The following is an 18,688-nucleotide window of genomic DNA, read 5'->3' on the forward strand; positions in this document are numbered from 1 at the left end:
GAAGTAACTTTTTCTGAAGTTACTCAGAAGTCTGATTTCAGATGGCGCCGTAAAAAGTTCAAGATCAAGGCTTGCGCAATTTCGAAGAATGCAGCGTACTTATCCGTACGTGAAATTCTGAGAAATTGTGCGTAACGCAGATATTGGACTTTTTACGGCGCCATCAAGTTTACAAATAAGAAAGGCGGCCTTTTTAGGGGCCGCCTTAACTTATTGATTTTATTGGTGCCGAGGGGCGGATTTGAACCACCGACACGGGGATTTTCAGTCCTAAAACGCGGGGCTTTACGTGGTTTTATTAACCTTATGTAAGTTTCTTAAAGCTTGACAAACAGGGATTATTCTTTTAAATTAGTCCCCAGTTTGCTTTACCTAATTTTACACAGCTAACTTACAAGGCGCTTACAGAAAAACTTACACAATTTTAACCACGGAGGCCCGCCATGCCTGAAAAGAAGTCCAAAAAGGTTAACCGCCAAAAGCTTACAAAACCCGTTATTGAAAACCTTAAACTCCCGGAATCCGGGCAGCGGCTTATTTGGGATGCAGAAACCCGTGGTTTTGGTATCCGCTTAACCCCGAAAGGCAAAGTGTTTATCTGCCAGGGAAAGGTGAACGCCAAGGACCGGCGCGTCAAAATTGGAGAGTTTGGCATTTTCACCGTGGATCAGGCCCGGAAGCAGGCAAAGAAGTATTTACAGGATATGGCAAACGGCATTGACCCGAATGGGGCTAAAAGGCGGAAAATTGCCGAATCCATAACGCTTGAGCAGGTGGCAGAGGATTACAAAAGGGATCGGGATCTAAAGGAAACCTCTATCAAGGATATTGACAAGCGACTCAATGGGCCGCTGTCGGTCTGGAAGGACAAGCCCGTGGTGGATATAACCCGTGATGATGTCATGAGGCTATTCCGGGAATTATCCGAGCGGGGCAAGGCCAGCGCAAACCTGTCTTTTCGGATAGCACGGGCGCTTTTCAATTATGCAATGGAAGCATACAGGCCGGGCGGCACCCCCATTATCACAGCAAACCCGGTCAATGTCCTGTCAGGGGCGAAGCTATGGCACCGGATTGAGCCGAAAAACCGGCGCATACCATTAGACCGGATCGGCGAAGTTTGGAATTTTCTTGAAAGTCTCCGGGCGGACCCTGCCACCACAATGGCCGCCGGATCAATCGTTGATGCCGTATCTTTTGCCATATTGACAGGGGCAAGGTGGGGCGAAGTCTCCGGGCTGACCTGGGACCGGGTGAACCTGGAGGCCGGCACGTGGCATATACCGGACCCGAAAAATAAACAGCCTGTAACCCTGCCATTGTCCACACAAGCACAAGCTTTGCTCCAGGAAAGGCCAAGGTATAACGACCATGTCTTTTGCAGCAACAAGAGCAAGACAGGCCACATAGGGCCGTCCAGGTTTATTACGGATCAGATCACGGAGATTATAGGCACGGAAATTTCCGCCCATGATCTAAGGCGGACCTTTCGGAGTATCGCGGCGGAGATCGGCGTGGAGCTATGGAGAACAAAACTATTGTTGAACCACCGCCTAAACAATGATGTCACAATAGCCAGTTATACCGAGAAATTCGACCTGGAATACCTAAGGCCGGATATTGAAAAAATCGGCGCGTGGATCGAACGACAGGCCGCCCATGAAGCAAGTGGAAACGTGATTGATATATCCGTGGGGAGGGCTGCAAATGAATAAAATGGTTGTTTATGTCAAGGCCCGCGTGAGCGACACCATAACCATGATTAACCCGCCGGAAGCCGGGGCGGACCCGGTTTTCATGGGCTGTTTTGTCCATACGGGAAACGAGGGCGATTACCTACTTGAAAACCCGCCCAAAAAACGCGCACGGCTTGTCCGGGAAATTGAGCCCGGCAAATGGCAGGGAACCCCGGCGGATCAGATAAGTTTCTTGCATGAGATTGTAAACGATTTGGGCATTGACCCGCCAGCAGAGTTGGGCCGGGCAAAAGAGATCCTGGAAGGCACAGAGGATCTAAACGCGCTTGATGTTATCCTGGAGAAGGCACAGGACAAGATCCACGGAACGGCTTATAAATTGATGGCCGAAAAGACAGAGCAGCAACGCAGCCAGGGCGGAAAAGAGTCCTGGGGTTTGACAGCAGAGGAACGCCAGGAAAGAAACCGGCTGATGCAAGCAGAGATTGACCGCCTATGCCTGGAAAATGGCAAGTCTTATAATGCCGCGTGCAGTTGGGTTGCAATCAATATATCAAAAATTCATACACTTACCGAAAAAATAAGCTTTGACAGAGTAAAGAAGCTTACCAAAAATCCCAAAAAGTAAAATCCTGCCAGGTAAACAAAACCGGGGTTATCAGTACAGACAGCCCCGGCAAGCCCGCCGTATCTTGTCTCCAAAACATCGAAAACCCTTATTTGGAGGCAATCATGGAATTCTACACTACAGAGCAAGTTTCAAATCTTTTAGGCATTCAGCCGAATACACTCGAAATCTGGCGGCACCGCGGCACCGGGCCAAAATTTATAAAAATGGGCCGCCTTGTCCGTTACAAGAGCAATGATCTGGAAGCCTGGATTGATAGTCAGACCCGCCAGAACACCAGCCAGGCCGGGGACCCTGAATCACCTGTCCAGGTGGCAAAGTGATTTTTATTTCAGGCAATTATGGGGCAGGGCTGAAAAATGTACGTGCCATGTAAGTGAGGCTGCAAAATGGATAAACAAAAAGAAACCCCGGAAGGCGGCGGGCCAGATCCGGGGCACGGGCAAAAAAAGCGGGTGAAGCGATGACTGAAAATTACCAAAAAACCGGCAGCAAGTCAAGGATTACTGATAATTATGCAAAGATCCCGAATGGCTTGCTTGATCGCTTGACACATCTTCGGATACCCGGAGAACAGATGCAGGTGTTAATGGTCATAATCCGAAAAACCTATGGATGGGAGAAGCGGTCCGACTGGATAGCACTGAATCAGTTTGCAGAGTCCACCGGCATTTCCAAGCGAAACGTGCTGCGAGCTATCCAGGCTTTAGAGGAAAGAAAAATCGTTATCGTTGTCAAAAATGACAACAAAAAACATCCAAGCTACCGAATAAACGAAAAATTCAATCAATGGAAAGCGTTGTCCAAAAAGACACCGTTGTCAAAATTGACAATAACTGGTGTCAAAAATGACAACGCACCGTTGTCAAATTCACCCCCCACAATAGACACTCCTACAATAGACACTCCTACAACAGACAGCAGTGGTTGTGGTTGTAAAAATGAATCTGAAAAAGAAACTGTCCACCTGGAAGATGAACCGCCTACCGTGGATAGCAACCGCTATGGTCTGTCTGCTGAGCAGCTCGAATACATCGACCTGAAAACCGAACAAGCGGCCAGGGCTGGTAAGATCGAGGACACCAAGGAAGCATACAAGCACGGACTTGTCAAAAAAGCAAAGGACGGCTTGCTTGATATATCCGGCCTGGATGCGATGAGAACGCAACCGCAGAACCACGGGCCACACCCCAGCTATCTGAAGCCGCAGGATGAGCTGGAATGGGCAGTTGCAAACCAGCGTCCTTGGGAATTTTTAGGGATCAGTGAAAGCGAATGGACCACCGCTGCGAGGAACGGCGAAATCCAATATAATTGTGCCGACAGTCGCTATACGCTTTTATTGGAAACCCCGGCACCAGACGGCAGCCTGTATGCTCATGTTTGGCCGGATGGCCGGGTGGATAGGGAAGGGCAAAATTGATGGATAATTTCAAAATTTACATAGACACCCGAGAACAGCAGCCTTACCGATTCGACCGCTGGCAGGTGGAAACCGAGCGGACAGGACTGTCCACCGGAGATTACAGCCTTGCAGGATTCGATGATCGAGTGGGGATTGAGCGAAAAAGCCTGGATGATCTTATCGGCTGTTTGATGGGCAAGGACCGGCAGAGATTTGAAAAAGAGCTGGCCAGGGGCAGGGCTTATGAATTGTTTGCCGTGGTGATCGAGGCCGGAATGGATGATATAGCCAGGGGCCGGTATAAATCGAAAATGAAGCCGGAAGCCTGCCTGCAATCCGTGACCGCGTTTTATATCAGATACCAGGTGCCTTTCTTATTCTGCGGCAATCGGGCAGGCGCGGAGTATTTAACTTACAGCACGCTTACAAAATACATTCAGGAAATTGAAAAAAGATACCGCCATGCTGCGGGCAAGTGATTTATAATCCCCATATTATCCATGTTATAATGCAGAATTACAGGCATTTGAATCAGAACTATCAAAAATGTAAGCTCATTGTAAGTTTTCAGATTGATAATCTAAAAAAAGGGGGCAAGCCATGAAACAGCAAGCACTATTTAAAAAACAGTCCAGCAAGCTACCGGACGATTTCACGCGGACCCATTGTGAAGCAAACGGGAAACTTTGCCCGTATTATCGCCCTCAGGAAATGCCGAAATGGGCTGGTGGCATTCCGAACCAGGCAACGTGCAACCACCCAGCCATTCGAGAACAGACAGACCTTGAGTGGAAAATGGATTGTTTTGGGGTTGAATACTTCATCACGGTTCAATTGAAAAATGGCAAGACACGGCGGCGAAAAGCCAGCCAGACAGAACGCCCTGATTATATCCCAAACATGGCCGGTTGTCCTGGGCGCGGAAGGCAGGCAATCAAGGGGGGTATGCACCCAAAAACCCAGAGCAGCCGGGAGTCAGCGGCGAATTTATAACACAGATTCCAGCAAACAAGGGGGTTGATTTGAGCAAAAAAAGGTTGAAATCTTTAGGCGACACAAGGCGATATTTGGCAAATCTCATTAACAGGCTTGAGGCCGGGGAAATTGATGCAGTCCGGGCCGGCAAGTTGGGATTTTTGGCAAACGTCCTGATCGGCTGTATCAAGGATTCCGATATTGAGGAACGTATTACAAAACTTGAACAAGAATTGGAGGAAAATTGACAATGAATGAACGCACAAAAGCACGAATCACAAGGCTTGAGCAAAGGCGGGGCTTAAAAAACCCCATCATTTGCGCGTGGCACGGGCCGGTTGAACCGCAAGCCGGTCAAGTTGTGGTTGGAGCGGGGTATTGGACCCGGAAACCAGAAACATCAAACGAAAGGAAAAATGAAAATGTCTAAAATGTCCAGCGAAGCATTATTGAAGCAAAGTGAGCACCTGCAAGCCCTGTATGGCCAGGGATCGGAAACCGTACGGAACGCCACAAGCAGGATCGGAGCGTTTTCCGAGGGGCTCCGGGAATTGGAAAACTTGGAGAAAAATCCGTCACCCTATGATAGCGAGGCCTCACGGATCAGGCAAAGACACCAGCGGGCTGTTACCCTCCAGAAAAAATGCACCCAGTTGGAGAACGGAACTTACGATGCCTTGAGCAAACGCAGGCAGAGCCTTGAGCAGACCATCAACCAGAGGGCCGACCTGTCCCCCAAAGGAACCGATAGCGAAATCCGGCAGGTGATTCGGGAGGCGAAACCAAAAGACCGCCTTGCCATGATAACAGAAGCCATCAAAACCGGCGACACCGTGACCTTGAGTGCTATCGCGAACGGAAACAAGGTGCTCACAGGGCTTGATGACGACACCCGAAAAAATCTGCTTGATTCATACAAGCGGCGGGTTGCACCGGATGAATTTTCCGAGCAGCAGGCCGTGGACAACTTTTTGACCGAGGCCACCGGCGTTTTTCAGACCGCACACGAGGCTGTGAAATCCTACCAGGATGCCGAGGCCGTGGACGCAGCCGACCGGCAGGCACAGAAAGCTGATGAGGTGGTGGGCAAGGTCAATCAGCTTTTTGAAGAAGTGTAGCAGGCATGGGAGAGAGGCATGGATTCTATCCACGGGGCTGGCAAGGGAGATGTCAGCCCCTTTTTTTTATGCGAGGTGATGCCATGTCAAAACAGCCGTATCGGAACGTTGATTGCAGATTTTACGAACAATGCCTTGAGAAAACCGCCTTTGCCGGGCACGGAGAGCTTATATGCACCGGGTGCGACCATGAACATGACCATACAGACAAGCCGGAAGATTTTGCCGGATTGTTGGAGGTATGGCACGTGGTCTGCCAAACCCACCACGGAAAAACTTGTGCCATTGCCAGGGGGCTTGAAAAATACTGAAGCCCTGAGAAGCGATTTAAGGCCGATAAAATTTTATCATAAGGGGATGGCATTGCTTCAACCGAGATCGGCCAGCCATCGTTAAATGAGCAAGCCAGTTTTAACGCCAGGGCATAAAGAAACCCGGCAATCGCAATCAGGAACGGGTGAGGGTCTTTTTTGCGAATGGCCGGGCTTCTGATACTTATAATCCCATGACCCCATCGGCAAAACAAGATTTTTTTTCACAAAACTTACAACAAGCTTACAGACTAAAAAAGGGCTTACAGACAAAATCTGTAAACCCTTGATTTTATTGGTGCCGAGGGGCGGATTTGAACCACCGACACGGGGATTTTCAGTCACCTGCTCTACCGACTGAGCTACCTCGGCATAAATTTTTAAAAAATGTATAGGCAATGTGGTAAAACCTGTCAAGGACTTTTTTGAAGATCCCCGAAAACGTACTGAACCAGGGTGCAGGCGGAAATGGCGGCGGTTTCGGCCCGAAGGATACGGCATCCCATTGAAACCGCACATAATCCGGCAGCTTCAGCATCCGCGGCCTCTTTTTCCGTAAACCCGCCTTCCGGGCCCAGCAGCAGCAGTATGGAGCCCGGGCTGTCCTCCGCGGTGGCGGCCAGGGGAGCCCGGGCCTGTTCCCAGAAAAAAAGTCCGCTATCCACGGTTGCCCCCAAAGACAGCACTTCGGAAAAATCCATCACCGGCGCGATGTCCGGCACCATGCTTCGGCCGCACTGCTTGATGGCCTCCAGGGAAATGGCCTGCCATCGTTCGGTGCGCTTTTTCATCCGGCGGGCATCCGGCCGGGCAACGGTTCTGCGGGTAATCATGGGAACCCACCGGGTCACCCCGAGCTCGGTGAGATGCCGCACAAGATCATCCATTTTTTTGTCTTTTAAAAAGCCCTGGGCCACAATAAGGTCCAGGGGCGATTCGTTGCCGGCTTCAATCCGGTTTTCGATCACAACGCGCACGGTTTTTCCTTCCATGGAAATGATGCGGGCATCGCAGATCCGGCCGGCCCCGTCGGTGACCCGGATGCGGTCTCCGGCGGACAGGCGCAGCACGGTTTTCAGGTGGCGGGCCTCTTTTCCGGTAATGCAGGGCTCGGGGCGGTCCAGTTCCGACGGGTTTATGTAGAATCGTCTCATGCTGTATTGCCGTGTTCAATAAGGTTTGCGGCTCCGGGCCCATCAGGCCGGGGTCGGCCGGGTTTTCCGGCAGGATTCAAATTTCTTGACAACATCAGGCGGTTAGGATAGTTTTACAAGATTATAACAGGGTTTTCAACAGACAGTAAACTTATTCGGCACTGAATTTTTCAGGGAGGCCCATTATGACCGAGGACAGCCAGAAGGATCCGGACAAAGAAATCATCGAGCTTTCTGAAATCGTTGTGGGCACTTCTGAGGATGATGATGCCATTGTGGAGATGACCGAGGGCCTGCTTGATGAGGCCAGAAACGGAATTTCCGGGGCAACCGGGGATGAGTCCGGCGATTCCCGGCAAATGGATTTGTCCCGGGATCCAGAGTTTGATTTTGATTTGGTTTCACCTGAAAATGAAATTATTGAGCTTGTAGAGGAAATTGAGCCCGGCGTGGATGTATCGGAGGAAGAAAAGACCGTTGAAGGCATGGAGCCCGGAAACGCAGAGGAAAATGCCAGGGGCGCTGAAAACGGCAGCGATGATATTCTTGAGTTGACCGAAGAGGTGGAGGCGGTTTCCGAGCGGCAGCTTGAGCGGGCGCTGGAACGCGTTATTGAGAAGCGCTACGGCGACATGATTGACCGGGTGTTAAAGGAAGTGATCTGGCAGAAAGTCTCGGAGGATATTGAACATCTCAAGCAATACCTGCTGAGCCGCAATTCCGAAGGATAACTCGCATCAACCGGGCCCGGAGCCGGCCCGAATTGTGCGTTTGCAAACAAAACTTTTGCTGATGGGGATTGGTTCAATCCCCATCTTTTTGTGGATTGGAGTGCAATAAAACAAATGTCTGGCAGAGAGATCAACAAGGGCTATGAGCCCGCTGAAGTGGAAAAGCGCTGGTATGCGTACTGGGAAGAAAACGGACTGTTTAAAGCCGATCAAAGCTCGGCAAACGAGGCCCCGGCCTTCTCCATTGTCATCCCGCCGCCCAATGTAACGGGCGTGCTGCACATGGGCCATGCCCTTAACACCACCCTGCAGGACATTTTGTGCCGGTATCGGAGGCTGTGCGGGGATAATGTGCTGTGGCTGCCCGGCACCGACCATGCGGGCATTGCCACCCAGAATGTGGTGGAGCGCCAGCTGGCCGCAGACGGGGTTGACCGCCACCAGATGGGAAGACAGGACTTTATCCAGGCGGTGTGGCAGTGGCGGCAGAAATACGGCAGCGCCATTATTCGGCAGTTGAAATCCCTGGGCGCCTCGTGCGACTGGAGCCGGGAGCGGTTTACCATGGATGAAGGTCTGTCTGCGGCCGTGCGCAAGGTTTTTGTGGAGCTCTACGAGCAGGGCCTGATCTACCAGGGAAATTACATCATCAACTGGTGTCCCCGCTGCAATACAGCCCTGGCCGACATTGAGGTGGAGCATGAAACCCTGGAGGGACATCTCTACCACATCCGGTATCCTTATGAAAACGAAGAGGGCGGCCCCGTAGTGGCCACCACCCGCCCGGAGACCATGCTTGGCGATACGGCCGTGGCTGTGCACCCGGACGATGGCCGCTATGCAGACATTTCATCAGATCACGTGATTTTGCCCTTAACCGGCCGCAAAATTCCGATTATCCGCGATGATTACGTGGACATGGAATTCGGCACCGGCGCGCTGAAAATCACCCCCGCCCATGACCCCAACGACTTTGCAGTGGGCCAGCAACACGGCCTGGAATCTGTGAAGGTCATTGATGACAACGGCATCATGAGCGAGGCTGCCGGGGACTTTGCGGGCATGGACCGGTTTGCGTGCCGCAAGGCCGTTGTCAGCGCCCTGCAGGAGCAGGGCCTTTTGGTCAAAATCGAAGATTATGAGCACAGCGTGGGCCACTGCTACAGATGCGCCACAGTGGTGGAGCCCAATTTGTCCAAACAGTGGTTTGTCAAAACCCGCCCCCTCGCCGAAACCGCAGTGAATGCGGTTCGGCAGGAACAGACGCGCATAGTGCCTGAAAAATGGAAAAACGACTATTTTGTGTGGATGGAAAACATCCGGGACTGGTGCATTTCCCGCCAGATTTGGTGGGGCCATCAGATTCCGGCCTGGACATGCTCGGATTGTGAAAAACTGACCGTGGCCACCAAAGCGCCCGAGGTGTGCCCGCATTGCGGCTCCAGCGCCCTGGTCCAGGATCCGGACGTGTTAGACACCTGGTTTTCCTCTGCGCTCTGGCCCTTTTCCACCATGGGCTGGCCGGAAAAAACGCCTTTGCTGGAAAGATTCTATCCCACCTCGGTGCTGGTCACCGGATTTGACATCCTGTTTTTCTGGGTGGCCCGGATGATGATGATGGGCATTCACTTCATGGAGCAGGTGCCGTTTTACGATGTCTATGTCCACGCCCTGGTGCGGGATGCAGATGGCAAGAAAATGAGCAAGTCCTCGGGCAATGTCATTGATCCTATCAGCGTGATTGAAAACTACGGAACAGATGCCCTGCGCTTTACCCTGGCGGCCTTCGCCGCCCAGGGAAGGGATATCAAGTTGTCTGAAAAGCGCATTGAGGGCTACCGGCATTTTATCAACAAGCTGTGGAACGCGGCCCGGTTTTCCCTGATGCACCTGGAAGCCGAGCACCCGGAATTTGCGGAATCCGACCTGTCCCTGGCCGATCGCTGGATTCTTTCCCGGCTCAAACGCACCACAAAGCTGGTTTCCGAGTCCCTGGACAATTATTATTTCAATGAAGGGGCAAACGGGTTGTACCGGTTTGTGTGGCACGAGTTCTGCGATTGGTATCTGGAGGCGGCCAAGCCCGCGCTTTACGGAAAAATTAACGAAAAATCCCAAAATGCGGCCCGGGCGGTTTTGTGGCGGGTGCTCCATGACGTGCTGATTCTGCTTCACCCGTTTGTTCCGTTTGTCACAGAGGAGATTTGGCACCGCCTGCCCGGCACAGCCGATTCCATCATGCGTGCGCCGTTTCCGGGCCGGGATCCGCAATTATCGGAAATCAATGCCGATGCAGCATCAGAAACCGGCATGGAGCAGATCATGGAAGTCATCACCGCAGTGCGAAACATTCGCGGCGAGATGAACATTTCCCCGTCCGCATCCCTGTCCGTGCTTGTTCAGGCAGAGGATGCCGACGTGCGCGCCAACCTGGAAGGCCACCGGAACATGATTGTCACCCTGGCGCGGATTGCAGATCTGGAAATCGCTTCTGCCGGGGAAAAACCCAAGGGAACGGCCACGGCCATTGTCAGCTGCGCCGCCGTATCGGTTTACCTGGAAGGGGTGATTGATTTTGCAAAGGAACTGGCCCGGCTTGACAAGGAAATCACCAAGCTGGAAAAGGAAATCCAGGGCCTGGACAAAAAATTAAACAACCAGGGATTTTTGGCCAAGGCACCGGCTGACGTGGTCGAGCAGGTCAGGCAACAGCACGCGGATGCAACCGAAAAAATCCAAAAACTGGAAGCCAACCGGGAAAAAATCCAACAGCTTGAATCGGTGCAGACATGACCCGGGTTCATGGAATTCCCTTTTCCCTGCAGGTCAAGCGGTTAATCGATCTGGCCGTGGAAGAAGACATCGGCCACGGCGATATCACCACCAGCGCCCTGGGCCTGTCAGGCCGGCCGGGCAGGGCGTGGATCGAAACCAAAGAGCCCATGGTCATTGCCGGGCTCGATTTTGTGCCCCGGATCTATGAGCGCGTGGGCGGGCTTGGTTCATTTCAGGCAAAGGCTGAAGACGGGGATTTCATTGATTGTCCCGGCACAGTGGTGGCTGAAATGACCGGCAGCTTAGACACCCTGCTGATCGGCGAACGCATTGCCTTAAATTTTCTCCAGCGCCTGTGCGGGATTGCCACTCACGTGCGCAGTCATGTGGATGCCATGGGATCTTTGCCCATGCGCCTTACCGACACCCGCAAAACAGTACCCGGCTGGCGGGTCCTGGAAAAATACGCCGTTCGCGTGGGCGGGGCGTTTAACCACCGTATGGGACTCTATGACGGGGTGCTGATCAAAGACAATCATATTGCGGCCTGCGGCAGTATCACGGCTGCAGTCCAAGCGGTCCGCGGGCGGATTTCCCATCTTGTGCGAATCGAGGTGGAAACCGAAACCCTGGCCCAGGTTAAAGAGGCCGTGGATGTCGGGGCGGATGTGATCATGCTCGATAACATGGATGATGCCGCCATCTCAGAAGCTGCGGCAGAAATCGGCAATGCGGCTGAAATTGAGGTTTCCGGCCGGGTGGATGCCGGGCGCATTGCCCGCCTGTCAGAACTTGGTGTAAACATTGTTTCCATGGGGGCACTGACGCATGCCGCCCGGTTCGTGGATCTGAGCATGACCGTCGGACAATAAGTGACCGACTTACTTTTTCCGGGACAAAATCCCGGGCAAGGCCGGCATAAATGATTCCATTGCGCGATACCATACCGGCCAGGCACTATCCCCTGGTCACCCACGTGCTCATTGCCGTCAATGTCCTGGTTTTTTTGTCCCAGATCAGTTACGGCCCCCGGGAACTGCAGCAGTTCATCGTCACCTACGGCCTGGTGCCGGCGCGTTATACCTCCGGGGAGATATCAGCCTATTTTACGCCGTTTCAGCAGGTGTTTTCCCTGTTTTCGTTCATGTTTCTCCACGGCGGGTTTCTGCACCTGCTGTTTAACATGTGGAGCCTCTATATTTTCGGCGACAACGTGGAGGACCGGCTCGGGTCGTTTTATTTTCTGATTTTTTACGTTGGCTGCGGCCTTGTTTCCGGGTTGTTTCACTTTGCCTTAAACGCGCAGTCCACAACCCCGGTTATCGGGGCCAGCGGGGCGATTGCCGGGGTTATGGGAGCCTATTTTCTGCTCTATCCCCATTCCCGGATTCTGACGTTGATCCCGATTTTGTTTATTCCGTTTTTTGTGGAGATACCGGCTTTTTTCTTTCTGGGGCTGTGGTTTCTGATGCAGCTGCTCAATGCCGCCGGCGCCCAGGCCCAGCAGGCGGGCATTGCCTGGTGGGCGCATATCGGCGGGTTTGTCTGCGGGATGATCGCTTTAAAGCTGTTTCCCCTGCTGCCCGACAACCGCGGGCAAAACGGGTATCACCGGAGCAGCATCCGGCGGAAAAAAAGTGATCACCTCCAGGTCATCCGGCCCGGGGGCGGGGGCAGTGAGCCGGATTTTCATGAGACCCTCCGCATCACCCCGTATGAAGCTGCTGCCGGGGCCACGAAAAGGATCAACGTTCCCTGGGGGTTTCACAACCGCATGTACCGGCTCAAAATTCCGCCCGGCACCCGGGACGGAAAAGTGCTACGCTTAAAAGGCCTGGGCCGGGATGACGGTTCAGGAAACAAGGGGGATCTGTATTTGACCGTGCGCATCGAGCAGCCCTGGTAACATTTTTTCGTAAACGCTCAATGTCGCTTCAAAAACAGCCCCCGACCTCAGGCATCCTTAGATGTGTTTCCGGGCCCCTTTTGTGTAAAACTTTGTACACAGTCGGCCATGATGCCGGCCCGGGGGTGGTTTGCGAGTCGCATTGAGCGCGCACGCGGTCAGCAGGGAGCAAACCGCCACCGGGCCGGCATCATGCGAAAATTATAGAACCAGGCACGAACAGCAACTTTTTTGAAGGTACTTAAAACGCTGCGTCAGGCTGGTCTGTCTTGACAGGCCTGTTTTGAATTGATAGGAGAACACATTTTTCTCCGGGTTTTTTCCCGGAGAGTTTGAATCGTTTTATCCAATTGGAATTATATGAAAAACATTCGCAACTTCAGCATTATCGCCCATATTGACCACGGAAAATCAACACTTTCCGACCGTCTGATCCAGTCCACCGACATTGTGGCTGAAAGGGATTTCAAGGACCAGATGCTAGACAGCATGGACCTGGAGCGGGAGCGGGGCATTACCATCAAAAGCCAGACCATTTGTCTTCCGTATACCGCAAAAGACGGCCATCTCTATTATCTCAATCTCATTGACACCCCGGGTCATGTGGATTTCTCCTACGAGGTCTCCCGGGCGCTGGCTTCGTGCGAGGGCGCGCTGCTGCTGGTCGACGCCAGCCAGGGGGTTCAGGCCCAGACCATTGCCAACCTTTATCTGGCCCTGGAGCATGACCTGGAGATCATTCCGGTGATCAACAAGATTGATCTGCCCTCGGCTGACATTGAAAAGGTAAAGCTCCAGATTGCAGATGAACTCGGCCTTGATCCCGACACGGCCATCCTGGCATCAGCCAAGGACTGGATCGGCACAGAAGAGATCCTGGAAGCCATTGTCACCCAGCTGCCCCCGCCCCAGGGAGATCCGGACGCGCCTGTCAAGGCCCTGATCTTTGATTCCCATTACGATCCGTTCAGGGGCACTGTGGTGCATTTCCGGATGATCGACGGCACCCTGCGGCCCGGCGACCGAATCATGTTCATGTCCAACCACGCGGAATACACGGTGGAGGAAACAGGGATTTTCCAGATCAAGCGGGTGCCCCAGAAGTTTATCACCGCAGGCCGGGTGGGCTATATCATTGCCGGAATCAAGACGGTGAGCGACACGCGCACCGGAGATACCATCACATTGAAAAAACGCCCTTGCAGCCGGGCCCTGCCGGGCTTCAAGGAACCCAAGCCCGTGGTGTTTTCATCCATTTACCCGGTGGACACAGACGAGTATCCGGATCTGGCCGCTGCCATGGACAAGCTGAAATTAAACGATGCCTCCCTTGTGTATGAAAAGGACACATCCGCGGCGCTTGGCTTCGGGTTCAGGTGCGGTTTTCTGGGGCTGCTGCATCTGGAGATTGTCCAGGCGCGCCTGGAGCGGGAATACGATCTTTCCCTGATTATCACCGCGCCCTCGGTCCAGTACGAAATCGGTCTGAATGACGGCACCGTGCTGACAATCGAAAATCCGGCCCATTATCCCGACCCGGTCAATATTGCCTATATCCGGGAACCTTACATCCGGGCCTCGATTTTCACGCCGGATACCTACATGGGCCAGATCATGCAGCTTTGCCTGGAACGTCGGGGGATTAACACCAATTACCAGTACTTTGGCAGCAACCGCATGGAAATGGTGTTTGAAATGCCCCTGGCCGAGGTGGTTTATGATTTTTACGACCGGCTCAAAACCGTCACCCAGGGCTATGGTTCATTTGATTATGACATGCTCGATTACCGGGAGTCGGATATCGTGCGTGTGGATATTTTGATCAACAGCGAACGCGTGGATGCCTTGTCCCAGCTGGTGCACAAAGACAAGGCCCCGTTTCGGGCCCGGCAGAGCTGTGAGAAGCTAAAGGAGGAAATCCCGCGGCACATGTTTAAAGTCGCCATCCAGGGGGCCATCGGCGGCAAGGTCATTGCCAGGGAAACCATCAACGCCTACCGCAAGGACGTGACCGCCAAGTGCTATGGCGGTGATATTACCCGGAAGCGCAAGTTGCTGGAAAAGCAGAAAAAGGGAAAAAAGCGGATGAAGATGGCCGGGGAGGTGATGATCCCGCAAAGCGCGTTTCTCTCCGTGCTAAAAAGCAAAGAGTAAAAAAGTGATGGCGCCGTAAAAAGTCCAATATCTGCGTTACGCGCAATTTTTCAGAATTTCACGTACGGCTAAGTACGCTGCATTCTTCGAAATTGCGCAAGCCTTGATCTTGAACTTTTTACGGCGCCATCTGAAATCAGACTTTTTACGGTGCCATCAAAAAGTCATGGGGCGAAAATTTTATATCCGCTCCCTGTCAAACGGTTATTTGATAATTTCAAACTGATTGAAGAAGTAGCTGATTTCAAAGGCCGCGGTTTCGGGTGAATCTGAGCCGTGCACCACGTTTTTTTCAATGTCCGTGGCAAAATCCCGGCGGATGGTGCCTTCCTGGGCTTCCTCGTAGTTGGTGGCCCCCATGAGGGTGCGGTTTTTCTCAATCACGTTTTCGCCTTCAAGCACCATGGCCACGACAGGGCCCGAGGTCATGAAATCGGTCAGGCTTTCAAAAAATGGCCGCTCCCGGTGGACGGCATAAAAGCCCTGGGCTTGTTTTTTTGTCATCTGCAGCATTTTCATGGCCGCAATCCGTATGCCGTTTGTCTCAAAACGCTTTATGACTTCGCCGATCAGGCTTTGGCTGACGCCGTCGGGCTTGATAATGGACAAGGTTTGTTCCATGCTTGTATCCTTTCTTTTTATTTAATCGTGGTTATTGTGTATATACGGCGCCGGAGGATCGCAGCCGGTTAAAAAACAATATGCCGTGTTTTCACGGTTTCCGGTGCAATAACAGATCCGCAAAAGCAAGTCAAAATAAAATTTTTGTTGACAATGACGATATTTGCGGATAGATTCTATAATTTTTAATTTGTATCGCCATAATATGAACCTTGGAGGGATAAACATGCTTGAAGTAACGGATGCAGCATACGAGAAGATCTCGGAGTTTTTCAAAGACAAGGACCCCAAGCCAATACGGGTCCTGCTCAACCCCGGTGGGTGAGGGGGGCCGTCTTTGGCAATGGTTCTGGATGAACCAAACGAATCCGATGAAGTTTTTGACGTGAATCATTTTCAGTTCATTGCAAACAAGGATTTCCTGGCGGAAGCCCAGCCTATTAAAATCGATTTTACCGGGTTCGGGTTTGCCATCAGCTCAAGCATTGAGCTGGGACAGGGGTGCTCGAGCTGCGGCGGAACCTGCTAGATAGTGCCCGAACGAAAACCAGGATTTTCCGTCAAGGTCAAGGACGGCGAAAATTTTAACCGCAGGAATACTCGACGTATTTTGAGGATTAAAATTTGAGCCGAACGCAGAGATTGGCGGAAAAGACGGTTTTCGTTCAGGCAATAGATAAAGCACCTGGCTGACAAGCCATGGGCAACATCAAAAAAGGCGACACGCAAGTCAGATGTGACTGCGTGTCGCCTTTTTTAAAAGCGGATGCCTGCCCATTGGTCGGACCAAAGGCCGTCCGGCACAGTACCGGGGGTGCCTGCACAATTAATTGAGGGCTTCTTTCAGGCCTTTTCCCGGGGTGAACTTGGGGACCTTGCGCGCCTTGATATTTATGGCGGCTCCGGTTTGCGGGTTTCTTCCGGTGCGAGCTTCGCGCTTGACGGGTTTGAATGTGCCGAATCCGACCAGAGTTACGCTGTCTCCTTTTGACATGGCATCGGTGATGGTCTGGATCACACAATCGACTGCTGCCTGCGCCTCTTTTTTTGTGCTGACGACTTTTGCCACTTCGTTTACTAAATCTGCCTTGTTCACTGCACGACTCCTTTCATTGCTTTTGGGGTGGTTGATATTCAGGGGTTCGTCTGCCTTGCTGGATGCGGCAGAAACGATTAAAGGCGATGATTTATGGCGCTAATTGAGGCCAAATACGGGTCAGCAGTCATATTATGCAATTGAAAATCATAATTGCTCGGAATCAATTTTTTCGATCTTGATTGTTGGATAACAATACTTGGCCAAAACAGCCGTGTCAAGCATGATTTAAAGGCTTGTCCAAATTCATGGGGGTTTGCCGGGTGGTTACCAGGGCCGGGGGCCAAAAAAGTACCATTGAATCAGGCTTTGCCCGAAAAACAGGTAAACCAAGGCGCCCAGTGACAGAAACGGTCCGAAAGGCACGGCAAACTTGAGATTTTTCCCGGCCGCCAGCATCATGACAATCCCGGTAAGGGTTCCGATCAGTGATGCCACAAAAATGGTGAAAAAAACGCCTTTCCAGCCGATAAAGGCCCCGAGCATGGCCAGCAGCTTGATGTCGCCGCCGCCCATGCCTTCCTTGCCGGCAAACAGGTAATAGCCCAGGGCTACAGCATAGAGCATGCCGCCGCCAACCAGTATGCCGATCAATGAGTCAAGCCAGGAAAGTTCAGGGAGCAGAAACGAGGCCAAAAACCCGGCGCCGATGCCTGGCAGGCTGATGGAATCCGGGATGATGCGATGATCCAAATCGATAAGGGAAATGGTAATCAGTGCACAGATCAACAGAAAATAAATCAGGGCGGACAGAGCGGGACCGTATTGGACAACCACAAGCACAGCCATGGCCCCGGCGGCAAGTTCCACTATGGGATAGCGTACTGAAATGGTCCGGCCGCAGGCCCTGCAGCGGCCCCTCAGCAGCAGCCAGCTAATAACCGGGATATTGTCAAAAAAGGCAATGGGCGCCGAACAGTCCGGGCACCGGGAGCCCGGCCGGACAATGGACAGTCCCTGGGGAAGCCGGCTGACGCAGACATTTAAGAAACTTCCCATGCAAAGACCGGTGCAAAATACCAGAAACCAGAAAATCAGATTTGACATGTCCTCAACCCTGTTAAATAATGAATCATACATACAGGCGAAAAATAAAATGGGTTTATTCTTCATCTCCATATTTCAAAACACTGACGCAGTAAAACCCCAATTATCATATCCCCGGGGGATGCAAAATCGTTTTTTGCCGTCACAAGGCTATTGACTCGGGATCGTGGTTTGATTACAAACGGCGGTCAGGATGGCAAAAATTTAAATATTTGACTTTTTTTCAGGAGTAACAATGGCCGAAAGTGATAAGGACGATCTGATTCGACTCATAGATGAAAGCGACGAACGGGAGGTTGAAATCCCGGATCGGCTTCCCCTGCTGCCCGTGCGGGACATGGTGATTTTCACAGACATGGTTTTGCCCCTTTATATCGGCCGGGAAAAATCCCTGCGCGCAGTGGAGGCGGCCATGAAAAATGAACGGCTGCTTTTTTTGGCCGCACAAAAGGATCCCATGGCCGAGGATCCGAAATCCAAAGATATTTACCGAGTGGGAACGGTTTGCCGGATTCTGCGCATGATCAAGCTGCCGGACGGGCACTTCAAGGTGCTGATCCACGGCCTGGAAAAGGGCCGGGTCAAGCGGTTTGCCAGTAAAAAACAGTTCTACGAGGTGTCATTTGATCTACTTCCGGATGATTTGGCGGATATATCCGATGTGGAGCATCAGGCTTTGATGCGAAATGTCCGGGAAAATTGTGAAAAGATCTTAAACATCCGCGGCGAGTATACCGGTGAGATCAGCATGCTGCTCGATGAGATCGAAAATCCCGGAAAACTCGCTGACCTGGTTTCCTCCAACCTGAAGCTCAAAACCGAAGAAGCCCAGGGGCTGCTGGAGACCGAAGACCCCGTGGAACGCCTCAAGCAGGTCAACAACTACCTGGCCAAGGAAGTTGAGCTTTCCACGGTTCAGGCCAAGATCCAGTCCCATGTGCGCGATGAAATATCGAAAAACCAGCGGGATTATTTTTTGCGCGAACAGGTCCGGGCCATTCACAAGGAACTGGGTGAGCAGGATGAGCGGTCCGCTGAAGTCGAGGAGTACCGCAAACGCATCAAAAAAG

Annotated in this window: 20 protein-coding genes and 1 tRNA gene; 16 read left to right on the forward strand and 5 right to left on the reverse strand. The window is 52.2% G+C overall.

What is annotated here, in order from left to right; all coding sequences use genetic code 11:
* Positions 1–443: 443 nt before the first annotated feature.
* The 9 genes from R6U41_RS07315 (at position 444) to R6U41_RS07355 (ending at position 6,134) form a co-directional block, all read left to right on the forward strand.
* Positions 444–1,715, forward strand: a complete 1,272-nt coding sequence (locus R6U41_RS07315) for an integrase arm-type DNA-binding domain-containing protein (protein ID WP_410269180.1) — start codon at positions 444–446, stop codon at positions 1,713–1,715.
* Positions 1,708–2,325, forward strand: coding sequence for a hypothetical protein (locus R6U41_RS07320; protein WP_410269181.1), 618 nt, complete (start codon positions 1,708–1,710; stop codon positions 2,323–2,325). The genes R6U41_RS07315 and R6U41_RS07320 overlap by 8 nt, the downstream gene beginning before the upstream one ends.
* Before the next feature lie 104 nt (positions 2,326–2,429).
* Positions 2,430–2,648, forward strand: coding sequence for a helix-turn-helix transcriptional regulator (locus R6U41_RS07325; protein ID WP_410269182.1), 219 nt, complete (start codon positions 2,430–2,432; stop codon positions 2,646–2,648).
* A 140-nt stretch (positions 2,649–2,788) separates the two neighbouring features.
* Complete coding sequence (locus R6U41_RS07330) at positions 2,789–3,748, forward strand: replication protein (RefSeq protein ID WP_410269183.1); 960 nt, start codon at positions 2,789–2,791, stop codon at positions 3,746–3,748.
* Positions 3,748–4,209, forward strand: coding sequence for an ERCC4 domain-containing protein (locus R6U41_RS07335; protein ID WP_410269184.1), 462 nt, complete (start codon positions 3,748–3,750; stop codon positions 4,207–4,209). The genes R6U41_RS07330 and R6U41_RS07335 overlap by 1 nt, the downstream gene beginning before the upstream one ends.
* Positions 4,210–4,330: 121 nt before the next feature.
* Positions 4,331–4,723, forward strand: coding sequence for a hypothetical protein (locus R6U41_RS07340; RefSeq protein ID WP_410269185.1), 393 nt, complete (start codon positions 4,331–4,333; stop codon positions 4,721–4,723).
* Between the two features lie 29 nt (positions 4,724–4,752).
* Positions 4,753–4,953, forward strand: a complete 201-nt coding sequence (locus R6U41_RS07345) for a hypothetical protein (protein WP_410269186.1) — start codon at positions 4,753–4,755, stop codon at positions 4,951–4,953.
* A 174-nt stretch (positions 4,954–5,127) separates the two neighbouring features.
* Positions 5,128–5,823 carry a hypothetical protein gene (locus R6U41_RS07350; RefSeq protein WP_410269187.1) on the forward strand — a complete coding sequence of 232 codons (696 nt, stop codon included), beginning with the start codon at positions 5,128–5,130 and terminating at the stop codon, positions 5,821–5,823.
* Between the two features lie 83 nt (positions 5,824–5,906).
* Positions 5,907–6,134: a hypothetical protein gene (locus R6U41_RS07355; RefSeq protein ID WP_410269188.1), complete on the forward strand. Its 228-nt coding sequence runs from the start codon at positions 5,907–5,909 to the stop codon at positions 6,132–6,134.
* Between the two features lie 296 nt (positions 6,135–6,430).
* On the opposite strand, the gene R6U41_RS07360 is transcribed toward R6U41_RS07355, so the two are convergent.
* Both R6U41_RS07360 and R6U41_RS07365 read right to left on the reverse strand, forming a co-directional pair.
* Positions 6,431–6,506, reverse strand: a tRNA-Phe gene (locus R6U41_RS07360).
* Between the two features lie 41 nt (positions 6,507–6,547).
* Positions 6,548–7,288, reverse strand: a complete 741-nt coding sequence (locus R6U41_RS07365) for a 16S rRNA (uracil(1498)-N(3))-methyltransferase (protein WP_410269189.1) — start codon at positions 7,286–7,288, stop codon at positions 6,548–6,550.
* Positions 7,289–7,473: 185 nt separating this feature from the next.
* Between R6U41_RS07365 and R6U41_RS07370 the strand changes: the two genes are divergently transcribed.
* The 5 genes from R6U41_RS07370 (at position 7,474) to lepA (ending at position 14,854) form a co-directional block, all read left to right on the forward strand.
* Positions 7,474–8,019, forward strand: a complete 546-nt coding sequence (locus R6U41_RS07370) for a hypothetical protein (RefSeq protein ID WP_410269190.1) — start codon at positions 7,474–7,476, stop codon at positions 8,017–8,019.
* A 114-nt stretch (positions 8,020–8,133) separates the two neighbouring features.
* Positions 8,134–10,812 (forward strand): valine--tRNA ligase, encoded by a 2,679-nt coding sequence (locus tag R6U41_RS07375; protein WP_410269191.1) that lies wholly within the window; start codon positions 8,134–8,136, stop codon positions 10,810–10,812.
* Positions 10,809–11,666, forward strand: a complete 858-nt coding sequence (gene nadC / locus R6U41_RS07380; protein WP_410269192.1) for a carboxylating nicotinate-nucleotide diphosphorylase — start codon at positions 10,809–10,811, stop codon at positions 11,664–11,666. The genes R6U41_RS07375 and nadC overlap by 4 nt, the downstream gene beginning before the upstream one ends.
* Positions 11,667–11,716: 50 nt before the next feature.
* Positions 11,717–12,700: a rhomboid family intramembrane serine protease gene (locus tag R6U41_RS07385; protein ID WP_410269193.1), complete on the forward strand. Its 984-nt coding sequence runs from the start codon at positions 11,717–11,719 to the stop codon at positions 12,698–12,700.
* 360 nt (positions 12,701–13,060) lie between these two features.
* Complete coding sequence (lepA, locus tag R6U41_RS07390) at positions 13,061–14,854, forward strand: translation elongation factor 4 (RefSeq protein WP_410269194.1); 1,794 nt, start codon at positions 13,061–13,063, stop codon at positions 14,852–14,854.
* 204 nt (positions 14,855–15,058) lie between these two features.
* Here the strand turns inward: lepA and ndk are convergent, their stop codons facing one another.
* Positions 15,059–15,475, reverse strand: coding sequence for a nucleoside-diphosphate kinase (gene ndk, locus R6U41_RS07395; protein WP_410269195.1), 417 nt, complete (start codon positions 15,473–15,475; stop codon positions 15,059–15,061).
* A gap of 343 nt (positions 15,476–15,818) precedes the next feature.
* Here ndk and R6U41_RS07400 point away from each other — a divergent pair, with 343 nt between their 5' ends.
* Positions 15,819–16,004: a hypothetical protein gene (locus R6U41_RS07400; RefSeq protein ID WP_410269196.1), complete on the forward strand. Its 186-nt coding sequence runs from the start codon at positions 15,819–15,821 to the stop codon at positions 16,002–16,004.
* Between the two features lie 297 nt (positions 16,005–16,301).
* Here R6U41_RS07400 and R6U41_RS07405 read toward each other — a convergent pair whose 3' ends face one another.
* Both R6U41_RS07405 and R6U41_RS07410 read right to left on the reverse strand, forming a co-directional pair.
* A complete protein-coding gene (locus tag R6U41_RS07405; RefSeq protein ID WP_181550269.1) occupies positions 16,302–16,571 on the reverse strand; it encodes an HU family DNA-binding protein in 270 nt (89 codons plus the stop codon).
* 267 nt (positions 16,572–16,838) lie between these two features.
* Complete coding sequence (locus R6U41_RS07410; protein ID WP_410269197.1) at positions 16,839–17,618, reverse strand: prepilin peptidase; 780 nt, start codon at positions 17,616–17,618, stop codon at positions 16,839–16,841.
* Positions 17,619–17,853: 235 nt separating this feature from the next.
* Between R6U41_RS07410 and R6U41_RS07415 the strand changes: the two genes are divergently transcribed.
* The coding region (locus R6U41_RS07415; protein WP_410269198.1) for an LON peptidase substrate-binding domain-containing protein at positions 17,854–18,688 on the forward strand (835 nt) is incomplete at its 3' end.

It is taken from the genome of Desulfosalsimonas sp. (assembly GCF_046483245.1).
Taxonomy (GTDB): Bacteria; Desulfobacterota; Desulfobacteria; order Desulfobacterales; family Desulfosalsimonadaceae; genus Desulfosalsimonas.

Excerpts from the sequence above, each read along its gene's own strand:
- R6U41_RS07350 (WP_410269187.1), top strand. The coding sequence starts at position 5,128 with ATGTCTAAAATGTCCAGCGAAGCATTATTGAAGCAAAGTGAGCACCTG.
- R6U41_RS07355 (WP_410269188.1), top strand. The coding sequence starts at position 5,907 with ATGTCAAAACAGCCGTATCGGAACGTTGATTGCAGATTTTACGAACAA.
- R6U41_RS07365 (WP_410269189.1), bottom strand. The coding sequence starts at position 7,288 with ATGAGACGATTCTACATAAACCCGTCGGAACTGGACCGCCCCGAGCCC.
- ndk (WP_410269195.1), bottom strand. The coding sequence starts at position 15,475 with ATGGAACAAACCTTGTCCATTATCAAGCCCGACGGCGTCAGCCAAAGC.
- R6U41_RS07385 (WP_410269193.1), top strand. The coding sequence starts at position 11,717 with ATGATTCCATTGCGCGATACCATACCGGCCAGGCACTATCCCCTGGTC.
- R6U41_RS07400 (WP_410269196.1), top strand. The coding sequence starts at position 15,819 with ATGGTTCTGGATGAACCAAACGAATCCGATGAAGTTTTTGACGTGAAT.
- R6U41_RS07410 (WP_410269197.1), bottom strand. The coding sequence starts at position 17,618 with ATGTCAAATCTGATTTTCTGGTTTCTGGTATTTTGCACCGGTCTTTGC.
- nadC (WP_410269192.1), top strand. The coding sequence starts at position 10,809 with ATGACCCGGGTTCATGGAATTCCCTTTTCCCTGCAGGTCAAGCGGTTA.
- R6U41_RS07320 (WP_410269181.1), top strand. The coding sequence starts at position 1,708 with ATGAATAAAATGGTTGTTTATGTCAAGGCCCGCGTGAGCGACACCATA.
- R6U41_RS07330 (WP_410269183.1), top strand. The coding sequence starts at position 2,789 with ATGACTGAAAATTACCAAAAAACCGGCAGCAAGTCAAGGATTACTGAT.
- R6U41_RS07325 (WP_410269182.1), top strand. The coding sequence starts at position 2,430 with ATGGAATTCTACACTACAGAGCAAGTTTCAAATCTTTTAGGCATTCAG.
- R6U41_RS07340 (WP_410269185.1), top strand. The coding sequence starts at position 4,331 with ATGAAACAGCAAGCACTATTTAAAAAACAGTCCAGCAAGCTACCGGAC.
- lepA (WP_410269194.1), top strand. The coding sequence starts at position 13,061 with ATGAAAAACATTCGCAACTTCAGCATTATCGCCCATATTGACCACGGA.
- R6U41_RS07370 (WP_410269190.1), top strand. The coding sequence starts at position 7,474 with ATGACCGAGGACAGCCAGAAGGATCCGGACAAAGAAATCATCGAGCTT.
- R6U41_RS07375 (WP_410269191.1), top strand. The coding sequence starts at position 8,134 with ATGTCTGGCAGAGAGATCAACAAGGGCTATGAGCCCGCTGAAGTGGAA.
- R6U41_RS07335 (WP_410269184.1), top strand. The coding sequence starts at position 3,748 with ATGGATAATTTCAAAATTTACATAGACACCCGAGAACAGCAGCCTTAC.
- R6U41_RS07315 (WP_410269180.1), top strand. The coding sequence starts at position 444 with ATGCCTGAAAAGAAGTCCAAAAAGGTTAACCGCCAAAAGCTTACAAAA.